General features: G+C 68.4%; 20 protein-coding genes. 8 read left to right on the top strand and 12 right to left on the bottom strand.

Going from position 1 to position 24665, the window contains the following annotated elements; all coding sequences use genetic code 11:
* The 3 genes from VD997_07945 to VD997_07935 form a co-directional block, all read right to left on the bottom strand.
* Positions 1 to 2103 carry an ATP-binding protein gene (locus VD997_07945; GenBank protein ID HYE61914.1) on the bottom strand — a complete coding sequence of 701 codons (2103 nt, stop codon included), beginning with the start codon at positions 2101 to 2103 and terminating at the stop codon, positions 1 to 3.
* Between the two features lie 2 nt (positions 2104 to 2105).
* The gene (locus VD997_07940) at positions 2106 to 2843 is read right to left on the bottom strand and encodes a response regulator transcription factor (GenBank protein ID HYE61913.1); all 738 of its coding nucleotides are present in this window, start codon (positions 2841 to 2843) and stop codon (positions 2106 to 2108) included.
* A 91-nt stretch (positions 2844 to 2934) separates the two neighbouring features.
* A complete protein-coding gene (locus VD997_07935; GenBank protein HYE61912.1) occupies positions 2935 to 5232 on the bottom strand; it encodes a VWA domain-containing protein in 2298 nt (765 codons plus the stop codon).
* A 150-nt stretch (positions 5233 to 5382) separates the two neighbouring features.
* Here VD997_07935 and VD997_07930 point away from each other — a divergent pair, with 150 nt between their 5' ends.
* The 3 genes from VD997_07930 (at position 5383) to VD997_07920 (ending at position 6700) form a co-directional block, all read left to right on the top strand.
* Positions 5383 to 6168, top strand: a complete 786-nt coding sequence (locus tag VD997_07930) for a TSUP family transporter (protein ID HYE61911.1) — start codon at positions 5383 to 5385, stop codon at positions 6166 to 6168.
* A gap of 134 nt (positions 6169 to 6302) precedes the next feature.
* On the top strand, positions 6303 to 6479 hold the full coding sequence (locus VD997_07925) for a hypothetical protein (protein ID HYE61910.1): 177 nt from the start codon (positions 6303 to 6305) through the stop codon (positions 6477 to 6479).
* Positions 6480 to 6520: 41 nt separating this feature from the next.
* A complete protein-coding gene (locus VD997_07920; GenBank protein HYE61909.1) occupies positions 6521 to 6700 on the top strand; it encodes a hypothetical protein in 180 nt (59 codons plus the stop codon).
* Positions 6701 to 6748: 48 nt separating this feature from the next.
* Here VD997_07920 and VD997_07915 read toward each other — a convergent pair whose 3' ends face one another.
* The 4 genes from VD997_07915 to VD997_07900 all read right to left on the bottom strand — a co-directional run bounded on the left by VD997_07915 (position 6749) and on the right by VD997_07900 (position 11457).
* Positions 6749 to 8302: a hypothetical protein gene (locus tag VD997_07915; GenBank protein ID HYE61908.1), complete on the bottom strand. Its 1554-nt coding sequence runs from the start codon at positions 8300 to 8302 to the stop codon at positions 6749 to 6751.
* A 213-nt stretch (positions 8303 to 8515) separates the two neighbouring features.
* Positions 8516 to 9985, bottom strand: coding sequence for an NAD(P)(+) transhydrogenase (Re/Si-specific) subunit beta (locus VD997_07910; GenBank protein ID HYE61907.1), 1470 nt, complete (start codon positions 9983 to 9985; stop codon positions 8516 to 8518).
* Between the two features lie 3 nt (positions 9986 to 9988).
* Complete coding sequence (locus tag VD997_07905; GenBank protein HYE61906.1) at positions 9989 to 10333, bottom strand: NAD(P) transhydrogenase subunit alpha; 345 nt, start codon at positions 10331 to 10333, stop codon at positions 9989 to 9991.
* The gene (locus tag VD997_07900) at positions 10330 to 11457 is read right to left on the bottom strand and encodes an NAD(P) transhydrogenase subunit alpha (GenBank protein ID HYE61905.1); all 1128 of its coding nucleotides are present in this window, start codon (positions 11455 to 11457) and stop codon (positions 10330 to 10332) included. The genes VD997_07905 and VD997_07900 overlap by 4 nt, the downstream gene beginning before the upstream one ends.
* Positions 11458 to 11578: 121 nt before the next feature.
* On the opposite strand from VD997_07900, the gene VD997_07895 reads away from it, so the two are divergent.
* Complete coding sequence (locus tag VD997_07895; protein HYE61904.1) at positions 11579 to 11956, top strand: VOC family protein; 378 nt, start codon at positions 11579 to 11581, stop codon at positions 11954 to 11956.
* Positions 11957 to 11963: 7 nt separating this feature from the next.
* On the opposite strand, the gene deoC is transcribed toward VD997_07895, so the two are convergent.
* The 5 genes from deoC to VD997_07870 all read right to left on the bottom strand — a co-directional run bounded on the left by deoC (position 11964) and on the right by VD997_07870 (position 17860).
* Positions 11964 to 12926, bottom strand: coding sequence for a deoxyribose-phosphate aldolase (gene deoC, locus VD997_07890; GenBank protein HYE61903.1), 963 nt, complete (start codon positions 12924 to 12926; stop codon positions 11964 to 11966).
* Entirely contained in the window at positions 12904 to 13878 is a 975-nt protein-coding gene (locus tag VD997_07885; GenBank protein HYE61902.1) for an alpha/beta fold hydrolase, read from the bottom strand. Before VD997_07885 ends, deoC begins: the two co-directional genes overlap by 23 nt.
* A 70-nt stretch (positions 13879 to 13948) precedes the next feature.
* Positions 13949 to 16057 carry a site-2 protease family protein gene (locus VD997_07880; protein ID HYE61901.1) on the bottom strand — a complete coding sequence of 703 codons (2109 nt, stop codon included), beginning with the start codon at positions 16055 to 16057 and terminating at the stop codon, positions 13949 to 13951.
* Between the two features lie 162 nt (positions 16058 to 16219).
* Complete coding sequence (locus VD997_07875; protein ID HYE61900.1) at positions 16220 to 16987, bottom strand: redoxin domain-containing protein; 768 nt, start codon at positions 16985 to 16987, stop codon at positions 16220 to 16222.
* Between the two features lie 81 nt (positions 16988 to 17068).
* Positions 17069 to 17860, bottom strand: coding sequence for a protein-disulfide reductase DsbD domain-containing protein (locus VD997_07870; GenBank protein ID HYE61899.1), 792 nt, complete (start codon positions 17858 to 17860; stop codon positions 17069 to 17071).
* Between the two features lie 151 nt (positions 17861 to 18011).
* On the opposite strand from VD997_07870, the gene VD997_07865 reads away from it, so the two are divergent.
* The 4 genes from VD997_07865 to smc all read left to right on the top strand — a co-directional run bounded on the left by VD997_07865 (position 18012) and on the right by smc (position 24599).
* Positions 18012 to 18494 (top strand): rhodanese-like domain-containing protein, encoded by a 483-nt coding sequence (locus VD997_07865; protein ID HYE61898.1) that lies wholly within the window; start codon positions 18012 to 18014, stop codon positions 18492 to 18494.
* A 238-nt stretch (positions 18495 to 18732) separates the two neighbouring features.
* On the top strand, positions 18733 to 19377 hold the full coding sequence (gene fsa / locus VD997_07860; GenBank protein ID HYE61897.1) for a fructose-6-phosphate aldolase: 645 nt from the start codon (positions 18733 to 18735) through the stop codon (positions 19375 to 19377).
* Between the two features lie 33 nt (positions 19378 to 19410).
* Entirely contained in the window at positions 19411 to 20043 is a 633-nt protein-coding gene (locus tag VD997_07855; protein ID HYE61896.1) for a hypothetical protein, read from the top strand.
* Positions 20044 to 20513: 470 nt separating this feature from the next.
* Complete coding sequence (gene smc / locus VD997_07850) at positions 20514 to 24599, top strand: chromosome segregation protein SMC (protein HYE61895.1); 4086 nt, start codon at positions 20514 to 20516, stop codon at positions 24597 to 24599.
* Positions 24600 to 24665 lie beyond the last annotated feature (66 nt).

Here is a 24665-nt window from a genome sequence, read left to right as displayed (position 1 = left end):
TCACGTGGCGAGCGGGAGGCGGAGGCGGAACTCGGCGCCGGGGCCGGCGCTCAGGAGTTTGAGATCGCCGCGGCATTCACGTGCGAGGGCGTGGGAGAGGGCGAGGCCCAGGCCAAGGCCGGGCGTGGAACCGTCGGCGTGCTTCTGGCCGCGGAAGAAGGGGCGGAAGATGCGGCGGTACTCGGCGGGGTCGATGCCGGGGCCGTGGTCGCGGACGGTGATGTGGAGGTCGCCGCGGGTTGAAGTGATGGCGAGGTGGACGCGCTTGTCGTCGGCGTCTGCGGCGTACTTGCAGGCGTTGTCAACGAGGTTGTAGACGATGCGCTCGACCTGCGCGGGTTCGCAGAGGACGGAGCCGGTGAGAGTTTCTGGCTTCTGGAGTGTGAGCGTCATACCGGCCTGCTCGCAGCGGGTGGTGAGCGGCGGGACGAGGCGGTCGATGAGTTCGGCGGCGGCGACGGCGGACTTGGCAACACCGTGTTTGGAGCGGCCGAGGCGGGCGTAGTCGAGGACGCTCTCGACGATGCGGGCGAGGCGCTGGGACTCGGAGTTGAGGGTGCGAACGTAGCTGCGGCGGGCTTCTTCGGTGGGGACCATGCCGTCGGCGAGCATCTGCGAGTAGAGGCAGAAGGTGGTGAGGGGCGTGCGGAGCTCGTGGGTAACGGCGGAGACGAACCGGCCGCGACGCTCGGCGAGCTCGAGCGAGGCGCGGAGCACGAGGGCGATAGCGATGACGGCGCCGAGCGCGGCGATCCAGGTGACGAGGAGCGTGCTGCGGACGGGGGTGACGCCGGCGACGGCGGTGACAACGGGCGCGGGGGCGAGGAGTTCCGCGGGGACGGAGGCGAGGGAGCGGCCGAGCAGGGCGAGGTCGTCGGGGCCGGGGACGCTGGCGAGGGGGCGGAGCGTGGCGCCGGGGAGGAGGTCCTGCACGCTGCTGAGGAGGGCGGCGCTGAGTGCGGGCCAGTCCACCCAGAAGCCCTGGGTGAACGTGGCGGTCGGCGCTTCGACGATGCGGGTGTAGACGAGCTCGCGGGGCTCGGCAAGGCCAACCCAGGCGGGGATGAACTCGCGCTGGACGACGCCGGCCTCGCCGGGGCCGAGGAGGACGGGGTCGGGCTGAGACTTGGAGAGCGAGGCGTAGGGGTACTCGCGGCGTGAGGCGTCGGAGGCTGCGCTGCGGGGGTCGTGCATTGGAGCGGCGCCGGAGAGCGCGGAGTCGCTGGTCTTGGTGGAGTCCTTCTCCGTGATGGGGGCCGGGGGAGCGCTCCGGCGGGCGGGGCGTGCTTCGTCTGCGGTCCGCTCGTTGCGGGCCTCGGGCTCGGCGGGTTGGACGGAGGCGGGTTGCGATGCCTCTGCCGGTGGAGTGGCGGGCTGGGGGGGCCTGGGCGGGCCCGCGGTTGGGGACTGCACGACCTGGGATGGGGGGCGATTGACCTGCTCGATGTTGCGGGAGCGGGTCTGATACTCGAGCGCGTTAGTCGCGATTTGCGCCTGCTGCTGGGCCATGTAGGCGCCCTGGGGTGGCCCGAGGCTCTGCTGTGGGGCGGGCTGCTCGAGTTTGTCGGCGAGGGCCGGCATGGCTTGTGCATCGCGCGCGGCCTTGTCCTGCGGCTGCGTGAGCAGTGTGGTGAGCTGAACGAGGGTCTGCTCCGCGGCGGCGAGGGAGTAGCCGCTCACGTACACGGATTCGGCCAGTGGGCGCAGGCGGCCGGTGGGGACCTGCGGGCTGGTGAGGTCGCCGTCGGGGCTGCGCTCGAAGTGCAGCTTGACGTAGGGATCGCTGGGCTGGAGCAGCGGCGAGGGGACGAGCACCTCGCCGGGCGCGACCTTGCTGAGGAAGCGCGTGTAGGCGGTGTCGGCTGGGTAGAAGGAGCGGTATTCGAAGTAGGGACGCGCGGCCTCGCGGGCGAGGATCGGCGCGATCATCGAATCCATCCGCCAGAGGGCGAGGCGGATGTTCTCCTGGTGCTTGGCCTCGGCGCGGGCGAGCTGCTCGGCCTTCTCCAAGCGCAGGGCGTGGAAGGTCATCCACCCCAGCGCGCCAAACACGGCGAGCACGCCCGCGAGGAACACCAGCGATGACCAGCGGTGGGAACGCACGCCTAGGACGCTCCTCCCCCACTGCTCGCGTCGGCGTTGGCGGCGCCGTCAGCGGCGAGCATGTAGCCCTTGGCCCGGACGGTGACGATGACCGCGGGGTCGGCGGGGTCGTCCTTGAGCAGCTCGCGGAGGCGGGCGATGGTCATGTCGACGGTGCGGGTGTGCATGCCGCGGGGATCGAGGCCCCAGACGCGGGAGAGCAGCTCGTCGCGGGCGATGGCGCGCCCGCGGTTGGCGACGAGGTACTGGGCGACCTCGGCTTCTTTCTGGGACATCTGGGCACGCTCGCCGCCGGGCAGGACGACCTCGCGGCGCTCAAGGTCGATGGTGCGCCCGGCGACGCAGACCTTCTTGACGCCGCTGGGGCGTTCGGGCGAGCGGCGGAGCACGGCCTCGACGCGGGCGAGGAGCTCGGTGGCGCTGAAGGGCTTGACGACGTAGTCGTCGGCGCCTTCCTTGAGGCCGCGGACGCGGTCCTGCTCTTCCCCCTTAGCGGTGAGGACGATGACGGGGAGCGAGGGCTTGGCCTTGCGGAGCTCGCGGAGGACGGTGATGCCGTCCATCTTGGGCATGAGCACGTCGAGGAGGACAAGGTCAATGTCGGTGGTGAGCGCGGCGTTGAGGCCGGCCTGGCCGTCGGGGGCTTCGGTGGGTGCGTAGCCGGAGAAGGTGAGGGCATCGACCAGCCCGCGCCGGATGGCGCTGTCGTCTTCGACAACCAGGATGCGGGCCAGGGGCATGATTCCACTCCGGAGTTCGGCAAAGCAGCACGGCCCGGTCGGGGGCCGTGGTGCGGGTGAGTCTATCGGTCCGGGGTCATGGTGCGGTTTGTTAGGGGGCCTTCACCAGGACGCGCTCCTTGCCGACCTGCAGGAGGACCTCGCCGCCGAGGGCGAGCACGCTCTGGCGGTTGTCGCGGGCGAGGTCGTTCATGAGGGCGAGGTACTCGTCGCTGCCGAACTCGATGGTGCGGTCGGGCTTCTGGGACTCGCTCTGGAGGACCTGCGAGTCGACCCATCGATTGTCGCGCTGGAAGAAGGTGCGGTCGGCGACGTTCTGGACGGTCGCGACTTCCTGAAGCTGCACGTTGCCGGCGGCGTCGGCGGCGTAGTAGCGGTAGTTGCCGGCTGGCGCGGGTTCGGCGGCCTGCTTGGTGACGTTGAGCTCCTGGTTGACGCTCGCGGCGCCGCTGCGGGCGGGCATGCGGTCGCGCATGGCATCGGCAGCGCGGGTGCTGAGGGCTGGCATGGCGGAGGGCGACATCGGCACGTTGGGCTCGGTCGCGAGGAACGAGGTGTACTCGGTGAGGATGCCGTACTTGGTGGAGAGGGCGACGATCTCGTCCACGATCTCCTTCATCGCGCCGGGGTTGGTGTTGCCCTCGGCGGAGGCGAGGCGCGCGGCCTCGATGAGGGCGCCGACCTTGCGGTTGGCCCAAATGCGCGGGACGTAGGAGTTCTTCGTGGTCGCCTTGGTGGTGTCGAGCTCGAAGTCGAAGTGCTGGGGCTTGCCGAGGTAGTTGCCCTCGAGGCGGAGGGTCACGGGCTTGTCGGTGAGGTACTGGCCGGCGAGCACGATCTGGTCTCCCTCGAAGAGGTCGGGGAGCTCGGCTGGGAAGAGCTCGCGGATCGCGCGGGTAGTGGGCTCGCCGTCGCGGGAGCGGACCGTGAGCTTTGGAGAGGCGAGGATCGGGCCGGCGAGGCGGCGGAAAACCTGCGAGACCTTGACCTCGACGTCCTCATCGGGCAGGACGTAGGTGGGCGCGCCGCGGGAGGCCTTGGACACGGCCGCGAGGAGGGGCGTGTTGACGTCGAAGCCGACACCGAAGCTGAAGATGCGACGCTCGGCCTTGTTGGCCTTGCTCACGGCATCGCGGATCTTGACCTCGCTGCGCTCGCCGACGGTGGGCAGGCCGTCGGTAAGGAAGATGACCATGGGGAGCGCGCCCGCGGCGGGCTCGGGGCGGAGGGCTTCGAGCAGTGCGTCGTTGATGTTGGTGCCGCCGTTGGCCTGGAGCGAGGCGAGGTAGGCCTTGGCGTCGGCGGTGGTCTTCTTGTCCTTGGCGACGGGCTTCTCGGCGAAGCTGGCGACGGAATCGCTGTAGTCGATGATGTTGAAGGATTCGCCGTCTTCGAGGCCGTCGACGATCTGGTTGGCGGCGGCGATGGCCTGCTTGAACTTGTCGCCCTTCATGGAGCCGGAGCGGTCGAGGACGAGCACGACCTCTCGCTTGACCTTGGGAGAATCGAAGCGCGAGTGCGGGGGCAGGCCGCCCAGGAGCATGAAGAAGCCGCCCTTGCCGTCGGCGATGGTGGCGTCGGGGTAGGCGAGCGTGGAGACGGAGAGGCCGTCGCCCTTCTGGAGGAGGTAGGAGAGACGGACCGCGCCCGGGGCGTCGGCGGCCTTCTGCGTGATGGTGACGGTGGCGTGGTTGTCGATGTGGCGCTTGATCGTGGTCTCGTGGCTGGGCGAGTAAATGCCGGTGATGGCGCGCTTGCTCCTGATGTCGGCGGTGATGGTCCAAGCGCCGCCGCCGGCGAGGGCCTCGCTTCGGGGGAGGGCGTAGTCGACGCGGTCGCCGTCGAGGGGCAGGACCTGCTCGTAGGTGAGGCTGAGCTTCTGGCTCTTGCCGGGGGCGATGGGGAAGGCGGAGGTGCGGATGAGGTTGTACCCGGCGAACTCGACGAGCGCGGGGTCCTTCATCGAGCGGACGATGGCGTCGTAGATGGAGCGGGCCTCGTCCCTGGGCAGCACGCGGGCGGTGGGCTCGGGGCCGACGCCGTCGTAGTTGAGCGAGCGGACGGTGACGCCCTCGGGAACGGGGAGGAGGATCACGGCTTCTTCCTGGCGGCCGCCGCGGTTGGTGAGGGTGAGCTCGAGCGTGCTGGCGGCGACCTGCTCGTCGATGGCGATGGCGACGTTGACGGCGGAGACTTCGACCGGGCGCGGCGGGAGGTGGTTGGGGCGGCGGCGGTGCGAGAGGTCCACCTGCGGCAGGACGAGCACGGGGCCGGTCACCGTGGTGGTGGTCGTTGTGGTCGTGGTGCTGGTGACCTGTGCGCGGGTGGCGGGGGCGGTGAGGCCCAGGCCGGTGGCCGCGATGATGAGCGCCGCGATGCATGCCTTCATGGGTGGGCTCCTGAGTGGCGTGAGGGCGGCGCTGGAATGCGGGCGCTCGCCGGGACACTCTCTTGTACGCGCGGCGGCGGGTTCCGTGCGTAACGGTGGTGTAACCGGGTGGGCGTGCCGGGGCGGCGAGGGCGGGCGTTAGACTTGGGCATGGAGTACGTGCTGGTGCCGGTGGTGGCGCTGGGGGCCTCGCTGCTGACGCTGTTCTCGGGCTTTGGGCTTGGGACGCTGCTGCTGCCGGCGTTCGCAGTGTTCTTTCCGACGCCGTGGGCGATCGCGATGACGGCGGTGGTGCACCTGCTGAACAACGTGTTCAAGCTGGGGCTGCTGGCGCGGGATGCGGATTGGCGGATGGTGCTGCGGTTCGGCGGGCCATCGGTGATTGGAGCGCTGCTTGGGGCGGTGCTGCTGGAGCGGGTGCAGGCGGTGCCGGCGGTGGCGGTGTACGAGGCCATCGGCGGACGCACGGCGACGGTGACGTGGGTGGGGCTGGTGATCGGGACGCTGGTGGCGGGGTTTGGTGTGCTGGAACTGCTGCCGATCGGGTCGCGGCTGGCGCTGCCGGCGCGGTGGATGCCGGTGGGTGGGGTGGTGAGCGGGTTCTTCGGCGGGTTGTCAGGGCATCAGGGGGCGCTGCGCTCGGCGTTCCTGGTGAACAGCGGGCTCTCGCCGGCGTCGTTGGTGGCCACGCGGGCGGTGATCGCGGTGATGGTGGATGTCACGCGGATCGGCGTGTACGCGGTGGCGTTCTCCGGACCAGAGCGGGCGGCGGTGATGGACAACTGGCGGCTGGTGGCGCTCGCAAGTGTGGGCGCGTTTGTGGGCGCGTACGTCGGATCGCTGCTGGTGCGGAAGGTCACTCTGCGGGCGTTGCAGGTGGTGGTTGGGGTAGCGCTGGTGCTGTTCGGCGGGGCGATGGCGGCGGGGCTGGTGTGAGCGGGCGCTCATAGGGGCGGCCGCATCCAGCTGGATTCATCTGACGCTCACCCGGGTCGGAGCACCCGGGTGCATTCATCAGGCGTCCGGCTGAGCCGCGTGGATTGGCGAGGCCGGCACCTGGAGCACCCGCGATGAAAGCTGTTGTTGTTCTGATGGTTGCCGCGGCCTTGCTGCCGCTGGGCGCCTGCCGCCATGACGACGAGGTCGGGCACACGAAGACGACGACCAAGTCGAGCGTTCAGACCCCCGAGGGCAAGAAGACCATCACCGAAACGCGGACGAAGGACACGACCATCGTCCCCAAGTGAATCGCCTACGTACACCCCACTGCTGCTGGAAGGACTCTGCCATGCGCACGCTGCTCACGCTGACCCTGCTTGCCCTCATCGCCGCGCCCGCGGTACTCATCGGTTGCGACCGCACCGAAAGCAAGAGCACCACGGTGAAGACGCGCACGACCGACACGCCCGACGGCGTCAAGACCACCACCGAGAAGGTGGAGCGGAAGGTGGAGACCGACCGCAACTGAGTTGCTCGTTGAACAGCTCTGCTCGAGAATGGCTCTGGGGGAATGAGATCAGGGGGCCGCGTGCTCGGACGCGGCTCCCGTGGCCTGCGGTCGAGCGGGTTGCACCGCCCGCTCGACCCAGTCGGCCATCCACTCTTTTTTGCCCGGGAGCAGGTAGAAGAGCACGTCGTGGTCGCCGCTGAGGTTGAGCCGCTCGGGGCCGCCGAGACGCTCGTACAGCATCTCGCCGGTGGCCTTGGGGACCCACGTGTCCTTGCTCGCGTGCACCTGCAGGATGGGCAGGTGCGCGATCATGGGGGCCGTGTGGTAGGGGTCGAGCCTCGACGACGCGAGGTAGAGGTCGTTGACCTGCGCGGCGACGGCCTTGTCGACGGGTTCCTCGCCGCAGATGATGCGGACGCCTCCGTCATGGAATGAACTCTCGCGGGTGATCTTGAGCAGGTCGCAGCCGCCGGCGATGAGGACGACGGCGCTGATGCGGCCGGGGTGGCGTGCTTCGATCCATGCGGCGCTGGTGGGCGTGGCCAAGGCGCCCGCGCTGAAGCCCATGAGCACAACGGGCTTGTTCTGGAGGTCGGGGCGCTGCGTGTCGATGTAGTCGAGGATCGACTCCACGGCGTAGGCGCAGCCCGCCATGCCCTGGTCGACCTCCCAGGCGATCTCCTTGGCGACCTTCGAGACGTCGGCATCGGTGCACACCTGGTAGCCGCCCTTGCGGAGCTTGCTCCAGCGCTTGAAGACCCGTTCCATCTCGGCGTACTTGGGGTGGTTCTTGGCGTTGCGCGAGGCCGCGGCCATCTTGGCGTTGTCGCGGGTGTCGAGGGCGTAGACCTCGGCCTGGAGGTCGCGGTGCCGGGCCTCGAGGGTGCGGATCTCCTCGTGCCACGCCTCGGGGATGGGGCTGCGGATGTAGGACTGGGGCTTGAGGTCGATGACGGCCCAGCCGCGCTCGCGGAACTCGTCGAGAACCTTGGGCTCGTACTCGTTGGCGCCGAGGGATTGCAGGTGGAGGATGACGCCGCGGACGGGATTAGCAGAGGGCTCGGGGATGTAGACGGGCAGGCCCTCGTCGAGGTGGAGGTGGGTGAGGTCGAGGGGTTCGATGCGGGGGTTGGCTTCCGGCTTGGGCGCGGGAAGTTTGACCCTCAGGGGCGGGGCGAGATTGGCGCGCAGTGCTTCGGACTTGGCCGCGTTCTCGAGGGTGCGCGAGCTGACGATGAAGCCGTTGGGCTGGAAGCCCATGAAGAGGTAGCCCCATTCGGCCCAGCCGACGAGGCCGCCGGCGCTGTCGGGGCGCTTGAAGATGCGGAGCAGGTTGCGGGCGTGGATGCCCTTGTAGGCGACCGTGTTCGTGGGTGCGATCAGTTGGCGCTCGGCGTCGTTGAGGGCGGATTCTTCGACGCCGTCGCGCCGGCGCCAGATGTGGATCGAGTCGGGCGTCTGCTCGAGGATTGTGCGGAGCTGCTGGGTGTCGCGCGCAGGCCACGCGGCCTCGTCAAGCTGGCGTGATTCGACGATGGCGGCGCGGGGGCGGGCGGGCTGGTGGGACCAGCAGCCCGACAGCACGGCAAGCAATGCGAGCAAGAGGCAGATCAGGGGCATGCGCGGATGATACTGAAATCGACCACGCCAAATCTCGGCCGTCAGCTGTCGCGCTTCATCTTGACGAGAAGCACAAAGACGCCGATGAGGGCGATTGCTCCACCGACCACCAGGAGCGGGTACCAGCCGCCGGCCTTAGCTCTCTCGATGAGCGACATGCCGGAGCCAACACCGGCGCCATGGCTCTGCGCCTGTGCGAGGATCCACCCCACTTCAGTGGCCCCCGCCGCCGCTGAGGGCCTTGACGATCTCGCCGACGAAGCCCTTGGCGTCGCCGAAGAGCATGAGCGTCTTGTCGAGGTAGTAGAGCTCGTTGTCGATGCCCGCGAAGCCGGGGTTCATGCTGCGCTTGATGACCATCACGCTGTGGGCCTTGTCGGTGTCGATGATGGGCATGCCGTAGATGGGGCTGGCTTTGTCGTGCCGGGCGGCGGGGTTGGTGACGTCATTGGCGCCGATGACAAGCGCGACGTCCACCTGCGGCATCTCGGGGTTGATGTCGTCCATCTCCACGAGCTTGTCGTAGGGGATGTCGGCCTCGGCGAGCAGCACGTTCATGTGGCCGGGCATGCGGCCCGCGACGGGGTGGATGGCGAAGCGGACGTCGATGCCCTTCTTCGTGAGGGCGTCGTAGAGCTCACGGACCTTGTGCTGCGCCTGGCTCACGGCGAGGCCGTAGCCTGGGACGATGACCACGCGCTGGGCGGCCTCGAGGATGCCCGCGGCCTCCTCGGCGCCGGCGGAGCGGTGGGTCTTCTCCTTGCCGTCGCCCGCGGCCTTGGCGGCGACCTGGCCGAAGGCGCCGAACAGCACGTTGGTGAACGAGCGGTTCATGGCCTTGCACATGATGATCGAGAGGATGAGGCCCGAGGCCCCGTCGAGGGCGCCGGCGACGATCAGCAACGGGTTGTCGAGCACGAAGCCCATCGCCACGGCGGCCAATCCCGCGTAGCTGTTGAGGATGGCGATCACCGTCGGCATGTCGGCCCCGCCGATGGGCATGACGAGCATCCAGCCGAAGTTGAGGGCGAGGACGATGATCGCGCCGAACATCCACGGGGCGTGGTCGCTGTGAGGGTTGACGGCGAGGATGGTGGCGAGGACGAGGCAGCCGCAGAAGGCCGCGGCGTTGACGAGGTTCTGGCCCTTGTAGACCCAGGGGCGCTGCGGGATCCACTTGAGCTCCTGGAGCTTGCCCGCGGCGATGATGGAGCCGGTGAAGGTGAGGAAGCCGAGCACGACCTCGAAGACGATGGCGATGGTGCGGAAGTGCGTGAGCTCGTAGGCGGGCTCGGTGGGGACGATGGCGGTGGAGAGCTCGGCGGCGCGGACCGCGTCGAGGTTGTACCAGTAGAAGAACTTGGCCGTGCCGACCAGACCCGCGGCAAGCCCGCCAAAGGCGTGCGAGAGCGCGGTCCGCTGCGGGACGGCGGTGATCGGCACCTTGGCGAGCCAGATGCCCGGGCCGATGGCGAGCAGGATGGGGACGAGGATGTAGGCCGTGGTCTCGCCGGTGCGCTCGACGTAGGGGCTGAACCAAGTGGCGAGGACGCCAATGGCCATGGCGACCGCGCCGGCGATGACGCTCTTCCTCGCAGTCTTGGGCGTGTTCATCCAGTGGAGGCTGAACACGAAGAGCCCCGCGGCAATGACGTAGGCGAGATGGGTCCAGTAGAGGTTCATGGGTCAGCCCCTGGGCCTCTCCTTGAACATCCGGAGCATGCGGTTGGTGATGAGGAAGCCGCTGATGATGTTGGTCATGGAGGCGAAGAGGGCGACGGAGCCCATGATCCGGGCCCAGGGCGGGTAGTCGTGGCCGCCGGCGACGATGATGGCCCCCACCACCGCGATGGCGGAGATGGCGTTGGTCAGGCTCATGAGCGGCGTGTGCAGGAGCGGCGAGACGCGCCGGATCACGCCCAGGCCCACGAACGACGCCAGCATGAGGACCATGAGGAAGAGCACGGGGACGGGCACCGCGGCGTGGGCGGTGTCGGCGGCGAGTATGGCGGACTGCATGGCTGTGTTCATGCCTGCACCTTTGCGACGCGCTCGTTGATGATGCGGCCGGCCTGCGTCACCAGCGTCTCGCGGACGACCTCATCGGTGGTGTCAATGGTGAGCGCGCCCTTCTTGACGATCGCCCCCAGGAACGCGGCGATGTTCTTGCTGTACATCTGGCTGGCGTGGTTGGGGACTTCGGAGGCGAGGTTGAGCGGGCCCATGATCTGGACGGAGTGCTCGGTGACGGTTTCGCCGGCGCGGGTGAGCTCGCAGTTTCCGCCGCGTTCGGCGGCGAGGTCGACGATAACGGAGCCGGGGGCCATGGCGCGGACGGCGTCGGCGGTGATGAGGATGGGCGAGCGAGCGCCGGGGATGGCGGCGGTGGTGATGACGATGTCCTGGTCCTTGATGACGGCGCCGAGCTGCTTGCGCTGCTCGGCGTAGTAGGCCTCGTCCATCTGCTTGGCGTAACCGCCCTGGCCCTCGGCGTTCTCGAGGGCGAGCACGACCGGCTTGGCTCCCAGCGAGGCGATCTGCTCGCGGGCGGCGGGGCGGACGTCGTAGCCGCTGACGACCGCGCCCAGGCGGCGGGCGGTGGCGATGGCCTGAAGGCCCGCGACGCCCGCGCCCAGCACCAGCACCTTGGCGGGGGCGAGCGTGCCCGCGGCGGTGGTGAGCATCGGCATCATCTTGCTGAGGGCTCCCGCGGCGAGGAGCACGGCCTTGTAGCCCGCGACGGTCGCCTGCGAGCTGAGCACGTCCATGGTCTGCGCCCGCGTGATGCGAGGGAGGAGTTCGAGGGCGAAGAGCAGGGCTTGGCGCTCCGCCAGCAGCGGGATGGTCGGACTCTTGGTCAGCGGGTCGGCGAGGCCGACGAGGACCTTGCCGGTACATGCGGCTAAGCCCTGGCCGTCGGGCGTCGCGAACACACGTACGGCGGCGATGATCTCGGCTTTGGTGAAAACGTCATCGCGGGGGAGCAGCTCGGCTCCGGCGGCGGTGTAGTCAGCGTCGGGGAAGCCGGCCGCGAGGCCCGCGCCTGGCTCGATGGCGACGTCCATCCCGGCCTTCTTGAGCAGCGGCACGGTCTTGGGCACGATGGCCACGCGCCGCTCGCCCGCGAGAGTCTCTCTAACGACGCCCACGATCATGGCACCAGCGTATCAGGTCGCGCGGGGTTGTGGGGCGCGCCGACGCCGGCTGTTTCACCATTCAGGAGTCCTACGCTCGCGCATTCCAGGAGAATGTGCGTTGGCTCTTCCAAAGGTCGTTGTGAGTACGGTCGAGATCCCGGTGGCGGACCTGCCGCGTGCGATAGCGTGGTACGACAAAGTCTTAGGCTTCAAGGCCGGGTGGGCGGACGCGGCGAATGCGATCTTGTCACGGCAAGGCGAGAGCGTGCGGTTGCTGCTGGTCCGGACAGCCCGCCCTGAGCGGTTGGTCATCCATCCCGAGGGGACGGCCGTCGTCCATGGGGTGCTCGACCTGCAGACGGATGACCTCGCGGCACTCCACGCCCATCTGGTTGGCGCGGGGGCCAACCCCGACCCGCTCGGGCCGCCCGCCCATGAGTGGGCCCCGCGAGGGTTCGGGTTCTGGGACAGCGAAGGGAACCGGCTCGGCGCCTTCAGCTACCCGCAGCGCACGTAGGAGCGCATCACGCCTCGGAGAAGTCGTACGCCGCCATGTACTTCCCGCCCTTGAGCCACGCGATCTGACGCAGGATGTCGTTGCACAACGTGCTGGCGCCGAAGCGGAAGTAGTCGGGCGTGAGCCAAGCGTCGCCGTCGGGGAGCTTGCCGAGCGTCTCCTTGACCATCACGAGGTAGTGCAGGGCCTGCTTGGCGGTGCGGATGCCGCCGGCGGGCTTCATGCCGATGATCTGGCCGGTCTCGAGGTACCAATCGCGGATGGCCTCGAGCATGACGAGGGTGACGGGCATGGTGGCCGCGGGCTGCACCTTGCCGGTGGAGGTCTTGATGAAGTCGTTGCCGTGCTCGTGCGGGGGCATGCCGGCCTCGGCCATGGCGCGGATGGCGAGGTCGCTGGCACGCCGGACGTTGTCCAGGGTCTCGAGCTCGCCGGTCTCGAGGATGACCTTGAGGTGGGCGGAGGTGCCGTCGGCGCGAGCGCAGGCCTTCTTTGTGCGAGTGATTTCGTCCGCGACCTCGTCGTAACGGCCCGCGAGGAAGGCGCCGCGGTTGATCACCATGTCGATCTCGTCAGCGCCCGCGGCGACGGCGCGACGAACGTCCTCGAGGCGGACATCGAGGGGGTACTGGCCACTGGGGAAGCCCGTCGCGACGGACGCAACCTTGACGCCGCAGTCACCAAGGTCGTGCTTGCAGACGCCCACGAGCGAGGGGTACACGCACACCGCGGCGACGCTGGGCAGCCGCTCGCCGAGCACCTGCTCGTCGCGCTCCCAGGGGCGCACAGCCTTGCGGCACAGCCCTCGGGCCTTCTCGGGTGAGTCCTTGCCTTCGAGAGTGGTGAGGTCGAGCATCGACAGCGCGAGCTTCAGGCCCGACAGCTTGCTCGCGTTCTTGATCGAGCGCTTCGTGAACGACGCGGCCCGCTCGGCCACCATCACCGCATCAACTGTGGGACTGCTGCGCATGGGCGGAGTTTAGGGTGGTATCCCGCGCGAGCCCGGCAACGAACTCCCCCACCGCCTGGCGGCAGAGGACGGCCGTGCGGTCGTCCGTCCAGAGGCCGTGATGCCCCGCGCCGGGGATGGCGACGAGTCGCCCACGCTTCGCGCCGGTGGCGATCCGGCGGCCATCTTCCAAGGGGCAGACGTCGTCGGCCTCGCCGTGCAGCACCAGGACGGGCACTGTGAGCTGAGCGGCCAGTGTCGCGCGGTCGAACGCTCGCCAGCGTGGCCCCACGCCGAAGCGGACTCCGAGCAGGGCGAGAGCGGAGGCGAGCGTCCATCCTCGGGGCAGCCCCCAGCTCCGCAGCACGTTGCGGGCGGGGGTCTCGGGGCGGCAGTATGGCGCTTCGGCGATGACGCCGAGAACTGCGGGGGTTGAGGGGTTCGCCGGCCGGGCCGCCGCGGCGATGGATACTCCCGCTCCCAGCGACCATCCATACAGAACTACAGGCGATCCGATGCGCTCGATCAGGGCAGTGAGTGCATCGACCTCAAGTGTGCCGAGCGAGCAGGAGCCCTGCGCCTCGCCGTGCCCGGGCAGATCCCAGAGGACCGCCCGCGAGGCGAACGCGGCAACGCCGGAGAGGCGTGACAGTGCGCCGATCCGCGAGTCACCCCAGCCATGGCTGAGGACGACCACGGGGCCGGATGGGTTCATGCCGACCACATCCCAGACCGGCAGCGTGCGGCCGTTCCATGCGAGCTCCCATGACGAGAATTGCCACCCTAGCCCCTCGGGGCCGTTCAGCTCGCTGGGGTCGCCCGGGCGGCCCCGGGCGAGGGCCGACGCGTAGGTGCGGCGGTACGGGTGCGTGAGGACCCAGGCGGTGTACGCGGTGACGGCCACGAACGCGAGGACGAGGCCCAGCAGCAGGAAGAGGCACAGCAGCACCAGGTCATCTGCGCTGAAGTGCATTGGTGGTCCTTGGCGCAGGCATCAGGGAACAACAGATCAAAGCTCCGATCGCTTGCGCGATCGGCTCTTTTCAGAAGCCCAGCAGGTTGGAGATGTCGTTGAACGTCACGATCAGGAACATGCTGGCGATGAGCACCAGGCCCGCCATGGTCACGGCGTTTTGGAAGCCCATGGGCACGGGCTTCCCGCGCACCTGCTCGTAGACCAGGAACAGGAACTGGCCGCCGTCAACGATCGGCAGCGGCAGGAAGTTGATCACCGCGAGGTTGATCGAGATCAGGGCCATGAAGAAGAGCAGATTGATCAGGCCCTTGCTGGCGACCAGCGTGCCGATGTGGGCGATGCCGACGGGACCCTTGAGGTGCTCAACCTTGACGGTGCCCTGCGCCAGGCGGGCGAAGGTGACGTAGGTCGTCAGCATCACGCGACGGGTTTCCGCGAGGCCGGTCTTGATCGCCTCCACCGGCGTCGCGGCCTTGCGCTTGGTCTGCTCGGGCTCGAAGGGCAGACCGACGGGGCTCTGCCAGCCGAGGGCACGCAGGCTGGTGATGTCGGCCTGCTGGAGACGCATGGGGAATGTCTCGACCGGCGCATCGGCCGCGGGAGGCTGGCCGTGGGAGGGGCGCTGGACCTTGAGATTGATGGTCGCGCCGTCGGTGGCGGCGCTGGTGGCATCCAGCAGCGCGGCCCGCAGCGAGGCGAAGTCATTCACCGCCTGGTCATTCACACCGACGATGCGAGTGCCGGGGGAGACGATGACGCCCGCGGCCGCGGGGCGGAAGGGCTCCTTCTCGCGCGGTCGGCGGAGCTGGTCGTACGGCAGGGCGACGAGGGCTTCGGCGTCGCCGACGTCGCCCACGTGGAATCCGATTTGGCCCTTGCGGCTGACCTTGACATCGAGCTGCACGGGCTTTCTGACGCCGTTCTCCTCGCGGAGCACGGTAATGGGGAGCCGCTTGCCCGAATGGGCTTTGATGGCGGTCATGCCTTGCGTCATGCTGGGGAACTCGATGTCGCCGATGCGGGCGAAGACATCGCCGGCACGGAGGCCCTGGGCCTCGGCCTTCGCCGCTGCCAGATCCACTTTCATGACAGGCATCAGGCCGAGCAGGTGCTCGACGGGGGTGATGATCCGTCCGCTCACGGGCAGGATGTCGGTGTCCATCTCCGGCATCGGCTGGAGCACCACGACCGAGGTTGTTCCGTCCTTGTTGCGGAACTCGGCCTCAAAGGGGCGGCCGCCGGAGTGGCGGGCAGCGTCGTCGACTTCGTTGCCGTCGTGAGCGACGTGTTCACCGACGCGGATCAGTTCGGCCCCCGCCTGAATCTCGGGGAAGCCCTTCTTGGCCATGTCCTTCTGCCAGGCCTCCAGCTCGGCGTCGTCCTCGGCGTCCATGAGCTGCGTCGAGCGCGAGGGCGCCACGCCGATCTCCAGCAGCCCCGTCAGCTTGCCGGGCTCGGGGCGGAGGCGGAAGGCCAGCGGCCGCTCAACGCCGTCGCGCGAGACCACCAGGTTGATGTCCTCCTGCGGGCCGGTCATCGCGGTTTCCAGCGTGAGGTCGCTGAAGGAGTTAGGCGTGCGGCCATTGATGCTGACGATGCGGTCGCCGGGGAGCAGGCCGGGGGATTGGACGCCGGCCTCGGCGGCGTTCGTGGGCAGAGTGGTGGCTGCGGGAGAGCCGGCGAACACGGTGCCGACCTTCGCGGGCTCGACCGGCAGGCCGGCCATGAACACGGCGATGAAGAGGATGGCCGCGGTGATGATGTTCATGATCACGCCGGCGGAGATGACCACCATCCGCTTCCAGGGAATGCAGTTCTGGTAGCTGTCGGGGGCGTCGCTGACGGCGTTGGGGTTGACGTCCTCCTGCCCGAGCATCTTGACGTAGCCGCCCAGGGGGAGGATGTTGAAGCGGTACTCGGTGGGGCTGAACTCGCGGGCCCGCAGCGGCTCGGCCTTGAGCTTCTCGATGTACTCCTTCTCGCCGGAGCCCGCCCGCAGGCCCATGCCCTTGCGGTAGCTGAACAGGGCGGGGCCGAAGCCGATGGCGAACGCCAGGACGCGGATCCCGGCCCAGCGCGCGGCCAGGAAGTGCCCCAGCTCGTGCACGAACACAATGAGTCCGAACCCGATGCACACCAGCAGCAGGTCACGGACGGTGGAGAGGTTCTCAAGCATGTGCGGGCATCGTAGGGAATACGGATCTCCAACACGACGCCGGGACTGAGCCGCTCAGGGCGAAGTCCCGGTTTGGGAGCGGCTCGGGAAAACAGAACGGCCGGAGCATGCGCTCCGGCCGTTTGATCAAACCTTCAAGCTCGCCCTGATCAGGGCGTGGTTTCAGCTCTTGTACTTCACGGAGCAGCCGTAGGGCTTGGTCTCCTTGGTGGTCACGGGCTTGCCGGCGATGAGCTCATCGAGGGCCTTGGCCACGTAGTTGGTCTTGCCGGGCTTGTCCGGGCCGTTGTCGTCGTCGATGGCGCCCCAGTAGGCGAGGGTGCCGTCCTTGCCGATCACGGCCATGGCGGGGGTGTTCTTGGCGCCGAAGGACTTGCCGATGGTGCCCGACTCATCAAGGACGATCGGGTACTGCATGTTCCAGTCGGTCTTGGCCTTGTTGAGGCGCTCGGTGCCGCTGCCCTGCTTGCCGGGGGCGCTGCTGGCGACGGCGAGGATCACGACGTCCTTGCCGTTGTACTTGGTGTGCAGCTCGTTGAAGGTGTTGGTGTCGCCCTTCTTGTAGTGCTTGACCACGTAGGGGCAGTCGGGGTTGAACCACTGCAGGACGACGATCTTGCCCTGGCTGGTCAGCTCGCTGAGCTTCACCGTATTGCCGTTGGTGTCGGTGGCGGTGAAGTCGGGCGCCTTCTCGCCCACCTTCGCCGCGGCCTTGGGGTTGCGGTCCTTCTCGTCCTTGCTGTCCTTCTTGGTGTCCTTCTGGGAGTCCTTGGACTCGTCCTTGCGCTCCCGCTTCTCTTCCTTGCGCTGCTCGTCCTTCTTCTCGGGCTGCGTCGTTTTCGGGGCCTCCTCCGACTTTTTCGCCTGGGCCAGGACGGGGGACGCCGCGAACATCGCGGCCACGATCACCAGCAGTGCCTTCGCTTTCATACCGACTCCTTGAGTTCCGGCCCCGCGGCACGGGCACGCTGCCCGCGCCGACGCGGCCTCGTTCTTCGACTCTCCAGACGTTCAGGACCTGGGGACCTCCAGATCAACGTCGACAAACACCGGTTGTTTCAGTGCGCCGCCCTGGGCCTCGACAACCCCCCTGATGCGCGCGGGGGCGTCTTCCGGCTGCAGCGTGAGCGTCAGCCGCTCGCCTTTCACCTCGCCCTCCTTGAGCAGGGCGGGGGTGGCGACCGAGTCTTCGTAGGGGTAGAACATCACCTTGGCCGCCCCCTTGGCCTCTACTAAGAGCTTGCCGTTCTCGACCTTAGCGGAGACCCCCTTGGCGTCTTTGAGAGGCACGGGCACACGCTCGCGGGCCTCGGTGAAGCGCTTGGCATGCGGCGGCACCGTGGAGCTGCTCCAGCCGTCGCTGACTATCAGCGTCAGCGTGGGTGAGGCCTTCTCCATCAGGCAGACGTCCTGGCACACCACGAACGTGCACGCGGCCTTAATCTGCACCTTTTCCCCGGGCTTGGCCGACGCGGGCACTTCCAGCGGCGCCATCAGCAGCACCCGACCCTCGTACACGTGGTCGAGGGTGTCGCCACCCTGCACGTACCGCTTGGGGGCGGGCCAGAGGAACTCGCCGACCTTGTACCCCGCGGGCAGGTTCCACTTCACGGCCGGGGGTGTGCCGGTCTCGTTGCGGCCGGGCCAGTAGGTGTGCCAGTCCTTATCGATGTCGAGTTCGAGGCCGATCCAGGCCGTGGAGTTGGGGGTGACGGTGTGGTGCTGGTTGAGCAGCGTTGCCCGGATGTGCGGGCGTTTCTCCTGCTCGGACGCGTTGGGGGCCGCTTTGGGTTCGGGCTGCACGTTTGTAGAGGAGCACGGGAGCCCGACGGCCGCGAGGATGCCGGCGGTCAAGATTCCGAGGCTGCACAAGGCCGCGATCAAGTCACGAACCTCCTTCACCCCTACCCCCCCGACCGGACAACCCGCTCCGGGGCCAGTACCCTAGCCAGCCATGACGACCAACGTTCGCCCCCTCCGTTCAGCTGGTTGGACCACCTTCACCGCCACCCTTCTGGGGGTGCTTGGCCTCTTCATGCTGACGGCCTGCTCGCAGCCCATCAGCGACAAGGACGTGGACAAGCACCAGGTGAGCGTGGCCGAGGTCAAGCGACTGCTGGACCTGCAGCGGTCCAAGGGCAAGGACGACGTCATCGTCCTGCTGGACACCCGCCCGCCGGCGGAGTTCGCCAAGGGGCATATCCCGGGGGCGCGCAACCTCCAGCTGTCGCAGGTGAAGCCCAAGGGGCCGCGGGACGCGGGGCTGGAGCGGTACAAGAACATCATCGTCTACGGCCAGGACGGCTCATCCGCGGCCCCGCGGGCGCTGGTGAAGCGGATGATGGAGCTGGAGTACGAGAACGTCGCGATGATGGCGGGCGGGCTGTACCAGTGGCGGGTGACGGGCGGGGCTATCGAGGGCACGGAGTCCAAGTGAGAGGCACTACCGCGGAGTTGCGCGGAGGAGGCGGAGTTCCGCGGAGTCGGAAGGGGGAGGACGAGGCTTTGCTCTTTCTTCCTGCCTTTCTCCGCGCACCTTCGCCCACTCCGCGAAGCTCCGTGGTGAAGTCCCCTGCATCGCCCGCTCTGGGGACTTCTTGTCAAATGCATCAACTCCGCGCCACTCCGCTCCCGCCGCGCACCTCCGCGGTGGACGCCTTTCCTAGACTGCCACCATGCTCATCTACGTAGACACGGCCAACATCGACGAAATCAAGCAGGCCCACGACCTGGGCGTCCTCGACGGGGTGACGACCAACCCCACCCTCATCGCCAAGGAGGGCGTGGACTACTCCAAGCGCCTCGCCGACATCTGCAAGATCGTCACCGGCCCCGTGTCCGCCGAGGTCATCTCGACCGACTTCAAGGGCATGATGCGCGAGGGCGAGGCCCACGCGAAGATCGCGCCCAACATCGTCGTCAAACTCCCCTGCACCACCGACGGCCTCAAGGCCTGCAAGGCGTTCAGCGACCAGGGCATCAAGACCAACATGACGCTCTGCTTCCAGACGCTCCAGGCGATGATGGTCGCCAAGGCCGGCGCGTACCTCGTCTCGCCGTTCATCGGGCGCCTCGATGACATCGGCGAGGACGGCATGGAGCTCATCCGCAACATCCGCCAGGTGTACGACAACTACGGCATGGAGACCAAGGTGCTGGCGGCGAGCATCCGCCACACCAACCACCTGCTGCACTGCGCGCTGGCGGGGGCGGACGTCGCCACCTGCCCCCTCAACGTGATCACCGCGTGCATGAAGCACCCGCTGACGGACCAGGGGCTCGAGAAGTTCGTGGCGGACTACAAGAAGGCGTTTGGATAAAGGCGGAACCGAGAGGGCATTGAGGGGGACGGAGTGTCTGCTGCGTCCGACATGTACTTTCTTGGCTATGTGGTGAAGCGGGTCGAGGCACGTCCCGACTGGCATAAGGCGGCGCACGTCCGTGCCATCGCCAGTGTCAGCAACTGCATCAGCAGCGAGCCGGAGGTCAAGTTCGACCACTGGACCTTCAACGGCTGGGGTCGCTACGACACCCTCGCGGCAGCGCTTGAGTGCCTTGATTTCATCTCGCCCCCACATCGCGACAAGTACACGGTCTTCGCCCACAAGCTGCTGACTCGGCGGTTCGTAGCAGGTGCCGCGAAGGAGTTCGCGGTGCCGGGGTGGGTCGGCGAGTTCCGCCCGGAACCGCTTCCGTCCGACTTTCAGTTTCTCGGTTATGACTGCATCGGCGGCTCGCTTGGATCACCGGCTAGCGAAACGCAAGCACCGATGATGCCCCACTTCGACTGTTCGCCGCTCTCGTGCAACAGCATGGCCGAGACTATCGCGACGAACGAATGGTGCCTGCTCTCGACAAAGGACGAAGCCGAGCGACAGGCGGCTTCATTCTCAACGGGGGTGAGCCACGTCGAGCCAGGGGACTACTACGTGATCGAGGTGTGGTCGCGGGGCGAGCCGGTGGTCAATCCGCCGTCGCGGGGCTGAGGACTGAATAGGTGTCGAGGCCCTCGGCCCCACCACTCGCCTGCGCTGCCTTGCCTCGGTGGGCCGCGACCCTGCAGAGCCAAGCCGCAGCCTTGCAGCGCCGCGCTGCAACCTTGGAGGGCCGCGCCGCGACCTTGCGGCGCCGCGCGGCGACCTTGCCGGAGCGCGCCGCGGCCCTTCGGCGCTCCGCTGCGGCCTTGCAGGGCTGCGCCGCGACCGTGCGGCTTCGCGCCGTAACCCTGCGGCTCGGACATTGGCTGGAATGGCTCTGCCGCAGGCCCCGCCGCCCCACCCCCCACCCCCGCCCGGCCGCGCAAACGCCAGTTTTCCCGGACGATCCCGCCCAGAGCCCGAATACCGCCGCGTTTGGGCCGCCCACCCCTACTCCGAGCGTGCAGGCGGCCCGCGGGCCCGATATCTTGTGGTCTCCCCGGGGCCGGAGGCCCGCGTCCAGCAACAGGAGGTTGCCCTTGCGTCTTGCCAAGCTCACCGTCTGCGGTTTTAAGTCCTTCGCCGACAAGACCGAGTTCACCTTCGACCACGCCATCACCGGCATCGTCGGGCCCAACGGCTGCGGCAAGTCCAACGTCGTCGACGCCATCAAGTGGGTGCTGGGCGAGCGCTCCAGCAAGTCCCTCCGCGGCACCGAGATGATCGACGTCATCTTCGCCGGCTCCGCGGGCCGCAAACCCGGCGGCATGGCCAGCGTCGCGCTGACGTTCGAGAACCCTGTCCTCGAAGTCGTGCAGGAAGAGAAAAGGCCCACCGCGGAGTTGGCGGAGTCTGCGGAGGGCGCGGAGGAAAGGCAGGTTGGAAAAGAGGGTGAGCAGGATGTCTCGATCTCGGACGCTTCCGCCGATCCTGAATCAGCCTCGCCCTCCGATTCCGACCCCTCCTCTCCGACTCCGCGCAACTCCGCCCCCTCCGCAAACTCCGCGGTAGTGCCTCTGGTCTCCCGCCGCAAGCGAGGCCTGAACTTCGACGCCGACACCGTCGAGATCGAGCGTCGCCTCTACCGCGACGGCGACAGCGAGTACCTCATCAACGGCAAGACGGCACGCCTCAAGGACATCCGCGAGATGTTCCTCGATACCGGCGTGGGCGCGGACGCCTATTCGATCATCGAGCAGGGCAAGGTCGATGCCATGCTCCTCGCCAGCCCGCAGGAGCGGCGGGTGATCTTCGAGGAGGCCGCGGGGATCGCCAAGTACAAGCAGCGCCGCGTCGAGGCCCAGCGCAAGCTGGAGCGCACGCAGGCTAACCTCACGACCACGCGCGAGCAGCTGGAGAGCACCGAGCGTCGCCTGCGGCTGGTGCGGGGCCAGGCGGTCAAGGCCCGCAAGTTCGTGGAGCTCGACTCGCAGCTCAAGGCGTGGCGCCTCGCGCTCGCGTTCGACCAGTACGACGACCTCGTGCAGCGCCTCGCGGGGCTGACCAGCCGCCAGGCCGACCTCAGCGTGCAGCGCGACGAGGGCGGGGCCACGCTCGCGGAGCTCGAGACCAGGAAGCAGGAGGCCGACCTCCAGAGGCACGAGCTCGCCAGCCAACACAAGGGCGTGGAGCAGGAGCGGCTCGGCGCCGAGCACGCCGTGCAGCAGGCCACGCAGCGGCAGGGCATGCTGGAAAGAGCCGTCGAGGAGGCCCAGCGTCAAGGCCAAGTAGACCGCCAGCGGCAGGCGGACATCGCCCAGCGGCTCACGTCCACCGAGACGTCCATCACCGATCAGCGCGAGTCCATCGCCGCGATGGGCGAGTCGCTCGCCGAGGCCGAGCGCCGCCTCCAGCAGGCGGGCAGCCAGCGTGCCGAGGTGCTCGAGAGCCTCAACGAAAGGCGGCAGCAGCTCTCGCAGAAGCAGTCGTCGGCCTCCCGCATCGACCGCGAGCGCATCGGCCTGCTCGCCTCCATCGCGGCCGACGCCAAGCGCATCGACGGCCCCGGCGGCCTCAAGGAGCAGATCGAGCGTCTCGCGGGCAAGGCCGGCAAGCTGACTGAGGACGAGGGCCGCCTCGCAGAGGGCATCACCGCCGGCGAGGCCACCACCAAGGCCGCGGCGGAGAAGGTCAAGGAACTCGAGTGGGAGCTCACCCGCCTGGAGGAGCAGCTCGGCCGCCTCTCCACCGACCGCCGCGAACGCGCCGATCGCACGAAGTCCCTCGAGCAGGAACTCGTCCGCATCGACTCCCGCCGCGCCACGCTGCAGGAGATGGTCGAGAACCGCGCCGGCTTCGCCGAGTCCGTCCGCGCCGTCCTCAAGGCCCGCGAGAAGGGCGATGGGGCGTTCGCTGGCGTGATCGCCCCGCTGGCCGACCTCATCGAAACGCGGAGTGATTTGGACGCGGAGGCCGCCGCGGCCGTCGAGTCCGCCCTCGGTGCCGACCTCCAGGCCCTCGTCATCGAGAACGCCGCCGCCCTCCCCAGCCGCGAGGACCTCGCCAAGCTCCCGGGCCGCGTCACATTCCTGCCGATGACCGCCGCGGCCCCCTCGCCGCACACGGTCCCCTCCGTCGATCTCGCGGCCGCGGGCTTCATGCTCGACTCCGCCCGCGCACGCCTCGTGTCGCTGCGCTCGCTCGTGAAAGTCCGCGGCGGCGATCAGGCCGACCCCCGCCTCCAGGACCTGCTCGACCGCGTGCTCGGCCGCAGCTACCTCGTCACCGACCTCGACGCCGCGCTCATGCTCGCCAGCGGCCCCCTCGCGGGCCAGCACGCCCGCTTCATCACCCGCGACGGCATGACCCTCGACGCCGACGGTCGCGTCAATGCGGGTAAAGGCGCGAGCGACGAGGCCGCGGGCTTCCTCCGCCGTCGCGCCGAGCTCGACACTCTGCGTGCCCAGGTCGCCGAGCTCTCCGCCACGCTCGAGACCGAGCGCACCGCTCTCAAGGGCGTGGACACCGAGGCCGCGGCCATGACGGCCCAGCTCGGCTCCGCCCGCCAATCCCTCGCCCAGCAGCAGCGCACCGTGCTCCAGGAGCAGAACAAGCTCGAACGCCTCCAGGCCGACCTCGCCCGCGTGCAGCGCGAGCACCGCGGCCTCGATCAGGAATCCGCGCAGCTCGCTGATCGCCTCAAGAAGCTCGAAGAGGACCGCGCCAAGCTCCAGGAGAAGGCCGAGTCACTCGGCCGACTCCAGGAGGAGGAGACCAAGGCCGCGCAGTCGCTGGAGGCCGAGGTCAAGTCGATCCAGCTCCGCGCCGACGCCGCGCAGGAGCAGATGACCTCCGCGAAGGTGGACGTCAGCAAGCTCTCCGAGCAGGTCTCCGGCGCCCGCCGCGAGCTGTCACGCCTGGAGAACTCCCGCGACGAGCTCACCCGCCAGGCCCGCGACCTCACGTCGCACCTGGAGCGGCTCGAGTCCAAGCTCGCCGAGCACGCGGCCGCGATCGAGCAGTGCGCTCAGCAGATCGTCACGAGCAAGGAGCAGGCCACGACCCTGGCCGCTCAGTCAACCACGCTGCTCGAGCAGCTCAAGGCCGCGGAGCAATCCGCCTCCACGCTCGCCGAGCAGGTGCACGCCGCCCGCCAGCACTTCAACGTGCTGGAGCGCGACTGGCACAGCCTCGAAGTCTCGCGCCGCGAGCTCGAGGTCAAGCGCGAGAACATGGAGGAGCGGACGCAGGAGGAGCTGAGCGTCGACCTGCCCCGCGAGTACCCCGAGTACCGCGAGATGATGGCCGGCGGCGATGTGACCCGCATCGACACCAGCGAGGCCGCGCTCAACATCGACACGCTCAAGGAGGCCGTCCGCAAGCTCGGCAGCGTGAACCTCGAGGCGATGGAAGAAGAAAAGAACCTCGAGCAGCAGAACGACACGCTCGTCAAGCAGGTGGCCGACATCGACGCCGCCCGCCAGCAGCTCGAGGACCTCATCACCACGCTCAACCAGGTCTCCCGCGAGCGCTTCGGCGAGATCTTCACCACGATCCAGCAGAACTTCGGCGGCGAGTCCGGCATGTTCCGCAAGCTCTTCGGCGGCGGCAAGGCCGAGGTCCGCCTCATGCCCCTCATCAAGGAAGTCGAGAACGCCGACGGCACGACCTCCAAGGTCGAAACCACCGAGACCGACCTGCTCGAGTCCGGCATCGAGGTCATCGCCAAGCCGCCGGGCAAGGAGCCCCGCTCCATCAGCCAGCTCTCCGGCGGCGAGAAGACGCTCACCGCCGTGGCCCTCCTCATGTCCATCTTCCGCAGCAAGCCCTCCTGCTTCTGCGTGCTGGACGAAGTGGACGCCGCGCTTGATGAGGGCAACGTCGGCCGCTTCAACCACGTCATCCGCGAGTACACCGACCGCTCCCACTTCATCGTCATCACGCACAACAAGCGCACCATGCAGTCCGCCGACCGCCTCTACGGCGTCACCATGCAGGAACGCGGCGTCTCCACCCGCGTCTCCGTCCGCTTCGACGAGGTCGGCAAGAACGGCGAGATCTCCGCCAAGGCCAGCGAGGGCGCGGCCGCGCTCAACACCCATGCGATCGTCGAGAGCAAGGCGAACGGTTCGCTGAAGGCGGGCCTCGCCGCGATGCGTGAGGACACGCCGGTGATGTCGAACTGAGAGCCCGCTTTCACAGGACCTATAGGACTCAAAGGACCTATACGAGTAAACGCTTCGGAAACACCC

The sequence above is a fragment of the Phycisphaerales bacterium genome (assembly GCA_035627955.1).
In the GTDB taxonomy this organism is placed as follows: domain Bacteria; phylum Planctomycetota; class Phycisphaerae; order Phycisphaerales; family UBA1924; genus JAEYTB01.
Note: the sequence above shows the minus strand (reverse complement) of the source record. Positions and strands in the feature narration are given on the sequence as shown.